At 51.8% G+C, this 13,330-nt stretch carries 11 protein-coding genes; 2 read left to right on the top strand and 9 right to left on the bottom strand.

Annotated features, from left to right (window positions below; all coding sequences use genetic code 11):
• Nucleotides 1–222: 222 nt before the first annotated feature.
• The 8 genes from whiA to KGZ93_06795 form a co-directional block, all read right to left on the bottom strand.
• On the bottom strand, nt 223–1,152 hold the full coding sequence (gene whiA / locus KGZ93_06830; protein MBS3909326.1) for a DNA-binding protein WhiA: 930 nt from the start codon (nt 1,150–1,152) through the stop codon (nt 223–225).
• Between the two features lie 28 nt (nt 1,153–1,180).
• Nucleotides 1,181–2,119: a uridine diphosphate-N-acetylglucosamine-binding protein YvcK gene (gene yvcK, locus KGZ93_06825; GenBank protein ID MBS3909325.1), complete on the bottom strand. Its 939-nt coding sequence runs from the start codon at nt 2,117–2,119 to the stop codon at nt 1,181–1,183.
• A 39-nt stretch (nt 2,120–2,158) separates the two neighbouring features.
• Nucleotides 2,159–3,022, bottom strand: a complete 864-nt coding sequence (rapZ, locus tag KGZ93_06820; protein ID MBS3909324.1) for an RNase adapter RapZ — start codon at nt 3,020–3,022, stop codon at nt 2,159–2,161.
• A gap of 188 nt (nt 3,023–3,210) precedes the next feature.
• The gene (locus KGZ93_06815; protein ID MBS3909323.1) at nt 3,211–3,732 is read right to left on the bottom strand and encodes a methylated-DNA--[protein]-cysteine S-methyltransferase; all 522 of its coding nucleotides are present in this window, start codon (nt 3,730–3,732) and stop codon (nt 3,211–3,213) included.
• Nucleotides 3,729–5,630, bottom strand: a complete 1,902-nt coding sequence (gene uvrC, locus KGZ93_06810) for an excinuclease ABC subunit UvrC (GenBank protein MBS3909322.1) — start codon at nt 5,628–5,630, stop codon at nt 3,729–3,731. The genes KGZ93_06815 and uvrC overlap by 4 nt, the downstream gene beginning before the upstream one ends.
• A 39-nt stretch (nt 5,631–5,669) precedes the next feature.
• Nucleotides 5,670–7,472, bottom strand: coding sequence for a translation elongation factor 4 (gene lepA, locus KGZ93_06805; protein MBS3909321.1), 1,803 nt, complete (start codon nt 7,470–7,472; stop codon nt 5,670–5,672).
• A 14-nt stretch (nt 7,473–7,486) separates the two neighbouring features.
• Nucleotides 7,487–9,106 carry a murein biosynthesis integral membrane protein MurJ gene (gene murJ / locus KGZ93_06800; GenBank protein MBS3909320.1) on the bottom strand — a complete coding sequence of 540 codons (1,620 nt, stop codon included), beginning with the start codon at nt 9,104–9,106 and terminating at the stop codon, nt 7,487–7,489.
• A 238-nt stretch (nt 9,107–9,344) separates the two neighbouring features.
• Complete coding sequence (locus KGZ93_06795; GenBank protein MBS3909319.1) at nt 9,345–10,622, bottom strand: ATP-binding protein; 1,278 nt, start codon at nt 10,620–10,622, stop codon at nt 9,345–9,347.
• A gap of 604 nt (nt 10,623–11,226) precedes the next feature.
• On the opposite strand from KGZ93_06795, the gene KGZ93_06790 reads away from it, so the two are divergent.
• Nucleotides 11,227–11,901: a transposase gene (locus KGZ93_06790; protein MBS3909318.1), complete on the top strand. Its 675-nt coding sequence runs from the start codon at nt 11,227–11,229 to the stop codon at nt 11,899–11,901.
• A gap of 124 nt (nt 11,902–12,025) precedes the next feature.
• Entirely contained in the window at nt 12,026–12,292 is a 267-nt protein-coding gene (rpsT, locus tag KGZ93_06785; GenBank protein MBS3909317.1) for a 30S ribosomal protein S20, read from the top strand.
• Between the two features lie 507 nt (nt 12,293–12,799).
• Here the strand turns inward: rpsT and KGZ93_06780 are convergent.
• Nucleotides 12,800–13,327 (bottom strand): VanZ family protein, encoded by a 528-nt coding sequence (locus tag KGZ93_06780; GenBank protein MBS3909316.1) that lies wholly within the window; start codon nt 13,325–13,327, stop codon nt 12,800–12,802.
• Nucleotides 13,328–13,330 lie beyond the last annotated feature (3 nt).

Genomic DNA, 13,330 nt, shown 5'->3' with positions numbered 1-13,330 from the left:
GGGTATACATGCTAACGCAGCCTAGCATGTACCGCGATAACCGCAATACTAACAGGCGTAAGATTAATCATCGGTTGTTGCGGACTCATGTTATAAGGCTATCTTGAAAACCTGATAGCCTTAAAAAAACATTTTAACACATTAACACATTAAATTATCAAACAATAGTGCGGCTTTCGGCGTATCCGGTTGAGTTTTCCCCATAAGGTTTGATGTAAAACCTTAATCAAGACTTTTTGCCAGCCTCGACAGCCGCCTGACCCGGTGATAGATTGCCGATTTACTCAGCGGCGGGTCGAAAAGCTCCCCCAGCTCTCTTAGGCTTACATAGGGATATTCGACGCGCGCGCGCGCGAATTCCTGCAAGCCCGCTGGTAATTTTTCGAGACCGATATGGGAATCGATGGCTTTGATTTGGTCGACCTGTTCGGCTGCGGCATTTACGGCTTTGTTGACGTTGGCCGTATCGCAGTTTACGAGCCGGTTGACTTGACCCCGCATCTCTTTTAATATGCGCTGGTCTTCCCATGCGAGAAGAGCGGTGTGCGCCCCGATGAGCACGAGCATTTTAGCTATCTCTTCACTGTCCTTTAGGTAGACGGCGAAATTTCGCTGACGTTCACTAATCTTTGCGTGCAATCCAAGTCTTTTCATAAGCGAACTTAAGTCCTCCGCGAGCACCTCGTTGTCGGTCGCCAGCTCGAAGTGGTAATCGCGTTTTGGGTCGCTTACAAAACCGCCCCCGAGAAACGCGCCGCGCAGATAAGCCGTCGCGCAGCAGTCGCGTTTGACGATTCTCGGCAATATGCCGGGCACGTAGCGCGACCGGTCGTCGATTATGGCGATCTCGTTGAGCGCCTGCGTGATGGCCGGCTGGTCCGGGATGTGGATAAGGTAATTGTAGACCTTGTGCAGAACCGATCTCCTGACTATGGATTCGACCTTCAATGAGAACTCATCGGTCAAATATTTATACAGAAGACGCGCCGCCGCCGCGTTTTCCGTGGCGATATCGAGCGTGAGGCGCCCATCTCCGAGAAGATGAAGCGTTCCGTCCATATGTATTATCGCCGATACTTCGGCCCGCGTGCAGCAAGCGCGTTTCGGCTGCAATTTGGCGAGTTCGTTTTTGACCTGTGTTGAAAATGCCAACTAAAACTCCTTGAGCTTCACTCCGTGGCTACCCTAGCTCCCTCAATACCGCCGCCAGCTTTTTTGAGCTATGATATGAAGGCTTGTCCGTATCGAGCACATCGGCAAGGATGACATTTACACCCAGGGCCTCGATGTCCTCGGAATTCGCGGAGACTTGATAACGTCTGTCTTCGGCAAAATCGATGACCCTGTCTTCGGGCACCGGCTCGGAATTGATTATCATAACATCGACCCAGTCGCTGGGGCCATGGTCGAAAATCGCGCCGATATGGTCGTAGGCGGTGAAAAGGTCGGTCTCCCCCGGCTGCGTCATGACGTTGCAGATATAAATCTTTAGCGCGTTCGTCTCCGAGAGCGCCCTCCCTATACCTTTGACTATCAGATTCGGGAGAATGCTCGTAAATACGCTGCCCGGCCCAATGACAACCTGGTCCGCCTCGAGAATCGCCTCGACCGCCGCCGAGTAGGCTTGCGTATCGGGCGGGTCTAAATATACCTCTTTAAGCGGCCTGGTCGTCGTTGCGATACTGGCTTGCCCTTCAATCGGGTCCCCGGCATACGTCGCCGCCCGCAATATCACATCGTCTATCGTCGACGGGAGAACCCGCCCTTCTATGTCGAGCAGCTCCGCGGCGGCGTTTATACCGCAATCAAACCCGCCCCGCATATCGGTGAGCGCGGCGATTATCAAGTTGCCGAGGTTGTGCCCTGCGATTCCGACGCCTTCCTTGAAACGATACTTGAAAAGCTCGGCCATCGGCTCATCGCCCGCAAGTGCCACCAGGCAGTTGCGGATATCACCGGGCGGCGGCATGCCCAGGTCGCGACGGAGGCGACCGGAGCTTCCCCCATCATCGGCCACGCTGACTATCGCCGTGACCTCGGACGCGTACTCCTTTATGCTCTTAAGCGCTATAGGCAAACCGGTCCCTCCGCCGATTGCCGTGACTTTTATCCCCGACATATAATACCTTATCTCCCGCCTGAAGCCTTTGCCGACAGCCTATTTGCCTCTCTTGTAATCGCGATGGCGTACAACGACATTGTAATCCTTCTCGCGCAAGAACTTCGCCGCTTCTTCGGCAATGGCCACAGAGCGGTGCTTTCCGCCGGTGCACCCTATCGCTATGGTAAGGTGGGTCTTGCCTTCGGCGACATACCTCGGCAGCAAAAAGGCGAGCATGCCGGTGAACTTCTTGATGAAGGTGCGGCTCTCGGACCTGTTTAACACAAAATCGCAGACCTTCTCGTTCGTGCCGTCAAAATCCCGGAGCGCTTCGATGTAGTGCGGATTGGGCAGAAAGCGCACGTCCATTACTAAATCGGCGTCGAGCGGCATGCCGTACTTATAGCCGAACGACATAATAGTTATCATGATGCCTTTTTTCTGCTTATCCTGCTTGAGAATCGCGGTGCGGATCTTATCTTTCAGCTCGAAGGGTGCTAAATTGCTCGTATCGATGATGATGTTGGCCTGCCCTCTGAGCTGCTCCATGATACGGCGCTCTCTGTGGATGCCTTCGACGATTGCCCCTTCTTCGGAGAGCGGGTGTCGGCGTCGCGTTTCCTTGAAACGCTTTACCAACACCTCATCGGAGGCCTCCAAGAAAAGAATCTGGTAGGTGATACGCTGCTCTTTCAGCTTCCGCAGCTCTTCCAGGAGGTCGTCGAAGAACTCCCCTCCGCGCACATCGCAGACGACCGCGACTTGATTGACCTTGCTTCCCGGAAGCGTAGCCAGCTCGGCCATCTTCGGGATTAGTGACGGGGGCAGGTTGTCGATGCAGAAAAACCCCATGTCCTCGAAGCACTTTATCGCTTCGGACCTTCCCGCGCCGGACAGTCCCGTTATAATTGCGAATTCGATGTTAGGATTCAAAAGCTGCTCTACCTCACTCCCGCGTTTTATTATATTCTAACTTATTTTTCGGCTTCACGCCGATGCGCTGTGAGTATGTGACCGGCTTTACCGCTTACACTCAATCACTGTCGCCCAAGACCTGGGGTCAGGTCTTTACTCTTTAACTTAGAGCTTCTTCCGCCCGTACCCGATCGCTACGCCCGTACCCGATCGCTGTCGCCCAATGCTATCCCCTCGAGTTCGAGCAGTCGCTCCTTCCAACCTTGCGGTCCGCTCCATCCCCCGAGGCGGCCGTCGTTTCTGAGTATACGATGGCACGGCACCACAATCGGCACCGGGTTTTTCGCAAGCGCGTTGCCGACAGCTCTCGCGGCACGAGGCCTCCCGCACTCCTTCGCCAAATCCTTATATCCGATGGTCTTACCATAGGAAAGACCTCTTAGTTTGCTCAATACAGCGCGCTCAAAATCGCTCAGGCGCCCGAAATCTATCTCGACATCGAAACCGACCCGCTCTCCGCTAAAGTATCTAGCTAAAGTAGAGCTTAAACCATAATCCCGGCCCTGGATGTGTTTATACTGCTCAAAATGCTTGTTTAGCTCGTCCGACAAATCCCGCGCCGACGGCGACGGAAAGAGCACGCGCTCCAATCCTTTTTCGTTAAAGAGCAAGGCTCCATCGCCCCACACCGTCTCGTAGAAGCAATAAGTCTTCACAACTTTCCCCCGTTGCTATGGAAGTTTCCCGTGCTGCTATGGAAGTTTCCCCCGTTGCTACGGAAGTTTCCCCCGCTGCTATGGAAGTGGCGGTGTACCCGCTCGGCGATTATATCCGGCAGGCCGGGTACGCTTTTTAATTCTTCGAGCGTGGCGTCCGCAATCGCGCCGGGCGCGCCGAAATGTGTCAAGAGCAAACGCTTCCGGTTCTCCCCGACTCCCGATATCTTGTCGAGCGTCGACTCTACCATCGCTCTACCGCGCAGTTTGCGGTGGTAGGCAATCGCGTAGCGGTGCGCCTCATCGCGCACCCGCTGAAGCAGCTTGAGCGCCTCCGATGACCTCTCCAGCAAGAGCGGGTCGGGCCGCCCCGGCATAAACACCGCCTCTTCCCGCTTGGCCAGGCCGATGATGGGAATATCCGGGTAGCCCTTCTCCCTGAGCGCCGACATGGCGGCCGAGAGCTGGCCTTTGCCGCCGTCGACGATTATCAAGTCGGGCACGGTAGCGAACGAGGGGTCGAAATCATCGCCCAAATGGAGCAGTCTCCTGCTGATTACCTCGTGGATCATGGCAAAATCGTTGAGACCGTCGACATACTTTATTTTGAACTTCCTATAGTCCGCCTTGGACGCACGGCCATCGGTGAAAACGACCATCGACCCTACGGAGTTATGGCCGTGAATCGTCGATATATCGAAACATTCGATTCGCCGGGGCGGGCCGGCAAGTCCGAGGGCGCTCGTGAGCGATGTCAAGGCAAGCGAGGCCGACTCCCGCTCCCATGAATATTTTATGGCCGACATCACCAGCGCGTACCGGGAATTTGCCGACGCCGTCTCCAATAAATCCCGCTTCGCCCCCCGTTGCGCCGTCTTTATGGTCACTTTGGAGCCGCGACGAAGGCCCAACCATTCCTCTATCAACTCCCGGTCTTCGACCGCGCCCGGCACGATTATTTGCGGAGGCACGGCGACCGATGAGAGATAATGCTCTTTGATGAACGCGCCGACTACATCGTCGTCGAGCGCACCCCGCGCCAGAACGAAATTATCGCTGCCGATAAGCTTGCCGTCGCGCACGACGAGCAGGTTGACGCCGGCCAGCGAATCGTCGAGGCTGTAACCGATAGCGTCGTAGTCCTCACCGGCTTCCGAGACGATCTTCTGTTTCCGCAGGACATGCCGGGCGGCTTCGAGCCGGTCGCGGACGCGCGCCGCGCGCTCGAACTCCAGACCCGCCGCCGCCGCCTCCATCTCGACTTCGAGTTGCTTGACGACGGGGTTAGGGCGCCCCTCCAAGAAGGACTCGACCTGCTCCATCATCGCCCGGTACTCGTCTTTGGCGACCGCGCCGATGCACGGCCCCAGGCAGCGTTTGATGTGGTAGTTGAGGCACGGCGAGCCGGTCGATTTGCCGGGTTTGGCGCGCTTGCATGTCCGGAACGGGAATATCCGCCTTAAGGTGTCGAAAGTCTCGCGCACCGGCTGCACACTCGTGTAGGGGCCGTAATATTTCGTGCCCTTCTTGTGGCGCTCCCGCGTCACCATGATTCGCGGGAACTCGTCCTGCCAGGTTATCGCTAGATAGGGATAGCTCTTGTCGTCCCGGTATGAGACGTTGAAAACCGGGCGGTATTTCTTTATAAGGTTGCACTCGAGCACGAGCGCCTCTATTTCATTGCCGGTCACGTGGAAATCGAAGTCGGCGATACGCTCGACGAGCGCCCTGGTCTTGGGGTCCATACCCCTATTGTGGAAATACGAACGCACGCGGTTCTTGAGGGATTTCGCCTTACCTACATATATTACTTTGGCGTCGATATCCCGGAAGAGATAGACGCCGGGGCTGTGCGGAACGCTTTTCAGTTGTTCTAATAAACGGGCTTTGCTTTTCACAGGGGTCGTCCTTACCAGCGGAGACGGTGACTCGCTTCGCTACTTATCCTCCACCCTTAGCACCTGCATGAAAGCGTCTTGCGGTACTTCTACCCGTCCGACCTGCTTCATCTTGCGCTTGCCTTCCTTCTGCTTCTCGAGAAGCTTGCGCTTTCTGCTGATGTCGCCGCCGTAGCACTTGGCGGTAACGTCTTTGCGCCTCGCTTTGACGGTCTCACGCGCGATTATCTTGCTCCCTATCGCCGCCTGGATGGCGACCTCGAACATCTGCTTCGGGATTATCTCATGGAGCTTGGCCACGAGTTCTTTGCCCCGGTAATAGGCCTTTTCCTTCGGAACGATGCTGGAAAACGCGTCGACCGGCGTACCGGCCAACATCACGTCTAGTTTGACCAGCTCGGTCCGGCGATACCCCAGGTGCTCATAGTCGAGCGACGCGTAACCGCGGGTGCGCGACTTGAGCTGGTTAAAGAAGTCGAGCAATATCTCGGAGAGCGGCAGCTCATAATGGAGTTCGACCCGGTTCTCGCTCAAATACTGCATATTCTTGAACTCACCGCGCCGATCCTGACATATGTCCATGATAGCGCCGACGTATTCCGGCGGCAGCAGAATCACGGCCGAGACGAACGGCTCCTCCATCGTCTCCACCTCGTGGGGCTGGGGCATATCCGAAGGATTCCTGATAGCGCTCTGCTCCCCGTTGGTCCTGGTTATTCTATACGACACGCTCGGCGCGGTCGCCACCAGCTCCAGGTTGTATTCGCGCTCGAGGCGCTCCTTGATTATCTCCATATGGAGCAGCCCGAGAAAACCGCACCTGAAACCGAAGCCGAGCGCCGAAGAGGTCTCCGGCTCGTACATGAGCGCCGGGTCGTTTAGCTGCAATTTCGCGAGCGCGTCGCGCAAATCCTCATATTGGCCCCCGTCGACCGGGTATAGGCCCGAGAAGACCATCGGTTTGACCTCGCTGTAGCCGGGAAGCGGCGTCTCGGCGCCGTGTTTCGCATTCGTTATCGTGTCGCCGACCTTGCTGTCGCGCACATCCTTGACGCCGGCGATAAGATAGCCGACCTCACCCGCCGCAAGCTCGCCCACCTTCTGCATCTCGGGGCGGAGCACGCCTATCTCTTCGACCTCGGCCACGCGCCCGGTCGCCATCATCTTGATTTTGTCGCCTTTTTTTATCGAGCCGTCTACCACGCGGATATAGACGATAACGCCCCGGTACGAATCGAACAGCGAGTCGAATATTAGCGCTTTTAGCGGCGCATCCGGCTTGCCCGAGGGCGCGGGAATCTTTCTTACGATAGCTTCGAGCACGTCGAGCGTGCCCTCCCCTGTCTTAGCGCTAACCAGCAGCGCATCGCTCGTATCGATGGCGAGGCTCTCCTCTATCTCCCTGGCCACCCTGACGGGGTCGGCGCTGGGAAGGTCGATTTTGTTGATGACCGGAACGACCTCGAGGTCGTTCTCGAGCGCCAAGAAAGTGTTTGCGAGTGTTTGCGCCTCGACTCCCTGGGCCGCATCGACGACGAGCAGCGCCCCCTCGCAGGCGGCGAGGCTGCGCGAGACCTCGTATGTGAAGTCGACGTGTCCGGGGGTGTCGATAAGGTTGAGGATGTAATCCTGCCCGTCTTTGGCCTTGTAGTTAATGCGCACGGCGCGGGCTTTTATAGTGATGCCGCGCTCGCGCTCGAGGTCCATCGAGTCGAGGACCTGGTTCATCATCTCGCGACCCGAGACCGTATGCGTGACCTCGAGCATCCTGTCGGCAAGCGTCGACTTGCCGTGGTCTATATGGGCGATAATGCTAAAATTTCTGATATTCTGTTGATTCATTATATTGTGATTCATTATATAGATGCCGCTTTCGCGCCCTTAAACTTCCTTAATAACTTCTTAATAAAATCGACCTCTTCAACACCGAACAATAGGGACAGCCCGAGATAGACGACAAAGCCGAGCGCCGCCGCGCCTCCGATTTGAGCAGCGAGCCCGAGCATACGCGGTAACTCCAGGCCCCCGACCCCGTGGGAAACGAGATACATCGCGCCCCCCGCCGGAATCGCCGCCATGGCCTGCTTTCCCATCCCTTTAAGCATATGCGAAGCCCCAATCGGGCCAATCTTACGTCGCAGCACATAAAGCTGGGCTATGACGGCAAAAGTAAGCGCCAGCGCGTATGCCAAAGGCAGACCGGGAACCCCCATGATACCGATGAATAGGAAGTTAAACAGAATCTGCAACGGAACGCTGACGGCACCTATCTTTAACGGCGTTTTTGTGTCCTGGAGTGAATAATATACCCTGGTCAACATATTGTAAAGTGAAAACGATAGGAGTGCGAAAGCAAAGGACGTCAGCACCGCCGCCGTAATCGTCGTGCCGGCTTCGTCGAATAGCCCGTGCTGGAGCGTGAGGCCGATAATCGGCTTTGCCATTAACCCGACAAAGATAGCCGACGGGATGGTAATAAACGAGGTCGAACGGACGCCGAGCGAGAGGGTCTTCTTGAAGCTCTGAAAATCCTTGTTATTCGCATACCGAGAAAGTTCCGGGAAGATGGCGGTCGTAATCGAGACGATAAATATCGCGTAGGGCAACTGAAAGAACGCCAGCGCGTATGCGTAGGCGGTCGGGCCTTTATCGAATGGCTGCAACAGAGAATAGATGATAAACGTGTTGGCTTGGGTGGTGGCCGCAAACCCGAGCATCGGAATGCCTAATCTTGTTACCTGCTTGACCGCCGGGTGGCGCAAGTCAAAAGAGAGCCGTGGTCTTAAGCCTATCTTTAAGACCGACGGGATTTGCACCAGGGCCATCACCACTACGCCCATCATCGTTCCGATGGCCAACGCCGCCAAGGCGAAATCGGGGTTGCTTTCGCTAAACGGAACGTACAGGGCCAGAACCGCTACAATGACGACCAGGTTATTGAAGATCGGTGCCGCCATCGGTATCGTGAACCGGCGCTGTGAGTTAAGCGCGCCGGTAAACACCGCAGCCAACGCGTAAAACATTATCTTGAGGGAGAACACTCTGAAGAAAAATATCATCAGCGGGGTCGCCTTCGACGGGTCGTGCATGGTCATCAATCCAACGATAGCCGGTGCAAATAAAAAACCTAGCGAACTCAACGCAATACCCAGGACAAAAATAATATTCGTGAGGTTGCTTATCATGTAGCGGGATTCTTCATCCCCTTTGTCTGTTAGATATTGGATATAGACCGGGATGATAACCGAGCCCAAAATTCCGCCCATAACCAGCTCGAAGATAATATTGGGCATAACGTTGGCGGTATTGAACGCATCGGCAATCGGACCTATGCCGATAGCGTAGGCCAGCACCATCGTCTTTATGAAGCCGGTCCCTCGACTGAATATTGTCGCTATAGACATCTTCGCGGTAGATTTTGCAATCGATGGCGCCTTGAACTCTTCTGTTGCTGCTACGTATTCTCCATTTCGCATTTTTGCGCCCGGCACCTCTAATTAGAAAAACAAGTGGTAAATAAGAAAATCCGCAGTCAAAATCTTAACAATTATAGCATAGCGCAATCTTAAACACGGGGTAAACACGGGGTCAGACCTCCTCGGCTATCCTGAGCTGCTAATCCTAATCGTTAATCTTGTTTACAGCCAGATGCCTGGCACCTGTTTTGCGGGCTCCTGTTTTGTTGGCTCCTGTTTTGTTGGATTGTAGTATAAGCTACATTTCTATTTCCCTTTGCATGCTCCAGTATTTCCAGTAAGGTATAACCTTTACGATAAAGCCATTTTTAACAAAAGTCTTCTCGTCGCCACCCGAGATCAAGCAGCCTTTCTTTGAGCCGGTTTTTTTCAAAAACTTAATTATCGGCACAATATCTCTTTCTCTAATCTCGGGCTTTATCTTAACTTCTACCGGCATAAGACGCTTGTCGGCGACAAGAACTATATCAACTTCGTCTTTTTGCGGTGTTCTGGAGAAAAACCTTGCCTTGAAAAGCTGTACAAAAAACTGCTCAAGTAAAATGGGCAATTCTACTTTTTCTGAAAGAGCCAGCGTAAACGCTGTATTTGAAAGATACGCCCTCTTCATCTTTTTCTCGCTGGCTAGAAGGTTGGGCGAATAATTATAAAGCTTGTTTATAAGTAAAGCGTGATCCAGATAGGAAAAATAGTCCGCAATTGTTCTCTGATCGTAACCCAAATCATTGGCTATGTTTTTATAATCAAGATAAATGCCCGGCCTCCCCGCACAAATGCGCACAAGCCGGTTTAAGAGATCGGGCGAACTAACCGAAAAAGCGCCCGGGATATCCTTATAAACTATGCGCTCCAGTAATCCTTCTTTGAAATATTTTTTTAGTTGCATGTCGTTGAAGTGCATCGCCTCAATAAAACCGCCGGTTTTAAGAAAGTCATTAAGATGCCTTTTTATCTCTACCTCAAATATGTCTTCCCTTTCGTTGTCAATCTCCACTCCTTTGAATATTAGGTGCTCATCAAAACTAAGGGGCTCGATGCGAAAATCAAAAAACCTACCAGCTAAACTCTCCTTTGTTCCTTTTATGATGTTTATTGCAGCCGAGCCCGAAAGAAATACCTTGCAATTCGGGTAAAGGTCATAGATGATCTTTACTTTTTCCGGCCAATTCTCAAGTTTCTGCACTTCGTCAAAGAAGACATAGACATTCCCGACACCCGAAATGCGCTCCTTGAGCACCTCTTTTTCAAAAATGTCAAAAATATTCTTTATTTCGCTAATCTCGTCGTCAAAGGAAAAATAGAGGATATGATAAGGATTTATCCCTCTTGATAGAAGTTCCTCGATAAGCTGAAACATCAGGGTTGTTTTACCGACCCGCCTTAGGCCCGAAAATATGAGAATTTGTCTTAGGTCAAGATAGCTCAATACTTCGGTAAATATTTTTCGCTTTTTCCCCACCAAGGCTGCATGCAATCTACCCTCACGCCACCAAGGATTAAACGTTAACAGGTCCATTGATTACACCTCAATGTCATTGTAATTTAATAATAATAACATTGCAATGTTATTATTATCGGCATAGAGGACATATAAAAACAGTCGATTCGAAACCGTAGGGGCGGGGTATAGGCGGGGTCAGACCTCCCAGACTGCCCTGACCAGCTAAGACTAATCCCTAATCTCGCTTTCCCCCTTTTTCCCCTCGTATCTTAATTTCTTGTTACACTTAAATAACAAAACACTGATTTACCGAAAGGGCGCAGGCAGACCGATTCCCCCTCGTATCTGCTTTCCTCCTGTTGGTTTTTTCTTTTTCTTATGACTAACGTGTGCTCGTTTTTTCAGTATGCCTTCTTGTCCGGCGCCTGTCCGGCGTCAATTATTTCTTCCGCCTAATCCGCCTAACAACAACAGAATTATTTTTCTTCACATGCATTCTTTTCTTCCGACCAACATTCTTTTCTTCTAAGCAATGTGCACTTATTTCTGTTGTTCTTAAATATCATCTGTTCTATACTATACATGCATTTGCTTTTTTATGCTATTGCTATTATATGCTACTACGCGATAGCACCTATGAGATAATTGTTGGTTAAGCAAATTACAGAAGGGGTGTAAGTTGGCAAGAAAACCTCGGTTTGATATTCCTTACCTTCTCTATCATGTCACCGCCCGTGGTAACAACCGGGAGCTTATCTTCTGGGAAAAGAACGACTATCTCGCTTTTATCAAATACCTGACCCAGGCAAAAGAAAAGTATCGGTTTTCTCTCTATGCGTTTTGCCTAATGCCAAACCACACCCATCTGCTACTTAAAACCACCGAAAACGGAAGCTTATCAAGGATTATGCAAACGCTGCACACCGCCTATACCATGTACGTAAACAGAAAATACACGCGATGCGGCCATCTATTCCAAGGCCGCTATAAGAGTGTGTTAGTAGAAGAAGAACCTCACCTGCTTGAACTTCTCCGTTATATTCACCAAAACCCTGTTCGAGCAGGCCTAGTCAAGGAAGTTACAGACTATCCTTACTCAAGCTACCCACTGTATTTAAAAGACGACATAAGTGGCAGCGATGACAACCTATTGATCGAACGGGAAGAGATCTTCTCCTATTTTGGCAAAAGACCTATAACTCAACAAAAGAGATTTCAAGCCTTTGTCGAAAAGAAAAAGAAGCGCAGTGCCTATCAGCCAAAACAATTGATTCGAAACCGGATATTCTTAGGAAGTGCTGAATTTGAAAATAGAGTTATAAATACGCTGGTAAATGAGGATAGTGAGGTCTGACCCCCGCGACTGACCCCCGCGAAATATTTGACACGCCTTTAAGCTTATCGTGCGGTTATGCTTGCGATAAGCGCGGCAATGTGATAGAATTTTTCTGTTTTACGTGTATAAAAGGAGGATTACCTTGGCAAACATAAAGTCACAAATCAAACGCATCAAAGTGGCCGAGCGCCAACGCCAGCGGAACAAAAGCGCGAAGTCAGCGCTTAAAACATTCGCGGCAAAGTTTAACAGCGCGTGGACAAGCGGCGACAAAGACGCGACTGCGTCAGCGATGAACGCCGCCGTGAAGCAGTTCGATAGGGCCGCTGAGAAAGGCATCATCCACAAGAACAACGCCGCCAACAAGAAATCAAAGATGATGAAAAAGCTCAACGGGCTGGGAAGCTAGGCTTTCCAGGCGACTGCTCATTAATTGACTAAACCTTGAACGAACCGGTTAAATATTGATCGGTTTGTTTTTGCGTGCGCGGACGAAGTCTTTCCTATCCCTTGCGTTCCCAATCAATGATTCAACACAGCGCTTATCAGCCAAAACAACTGATTAGAAACCGGATATTCTTAGGAAGTGCTGAATTTGAAAATAGAGTTATAAATACGCTGGTAAATGAGGATAATGAGGTCTGACCCCTACGATAAATGAGGATAATGAGGTCTGACCCCTACGACTGCAAACAGGGCAGTTTCCTAGATTTCTAGGCGGCCACGATAGTTGTTTTTGCCCTCTTAGAGCTGCAAGCCTTGACTTGGCCACAGTTTTACCTCTAGCAAAAATCAGACTAGACCTGACCCTGGTAATGATATCCTTTGCTGCGTGCGGGGAGAGAAAATCTCTTTATGGAAACCGATATATCCGAGGTGCGTCCCCTTGTTCCTTGTTCGCATCCCCTTGTTCCCATTAAAAGGGTCGAGCCATAGAACGAAAACGGCGTGCTGTGATTCTCACTATGAGCGCGATGCTTGAGATTACGACGAAGCCAACCGTATCAAGCACGATGTCCCTGAACATGCCTGTCCGGTCGCCGACAATAGACTGGTGCCACTCATCTAATAAGGCAACGACGAATACCAGCGCAAGAACAACCATCCACTTCTTCCACAAACGCATGCGCAAGTCTCCCAAAGCCGCCAAGAGCGCTAACCCAAAGATGCCGTAGACGAGTACGTGCGCCCCCTTTCGAATCCAGAAATGGGCAAAATCGACCGGGTTTCGCAGGTTATTGAGCGGTTTTCTACTATATGTGAACTCGACCTCGGGTAGGCTCTTGATCGCCTCGACGAAGCGTTCCTGTTGACGGATTTTCGGTCGCAAATCCTGCTCCGCAAAGGTTTGGCCGGAAAAGTACGCGATTGTCCCTAGACAGATGAGAACAAGAAGCCATCGGCCGAGGGTTTGATATGTTTTAAAGCTCTTTAAGGAATTCATTTC

The organism is Actinomycetota bacterium (genome assembly GCA_018333515.1).
In the GTDB taxonomy this organism is placed as follows: Bacteria; Actinomycetota; Aquicultoria; order Aquicultorales; family Aquicultoraceae; genus Aquicultor.
Note: the sequence above shows the minus strand (reverse complement) of the source record. Positions and strands in the feature narration are given on the sequence as shown.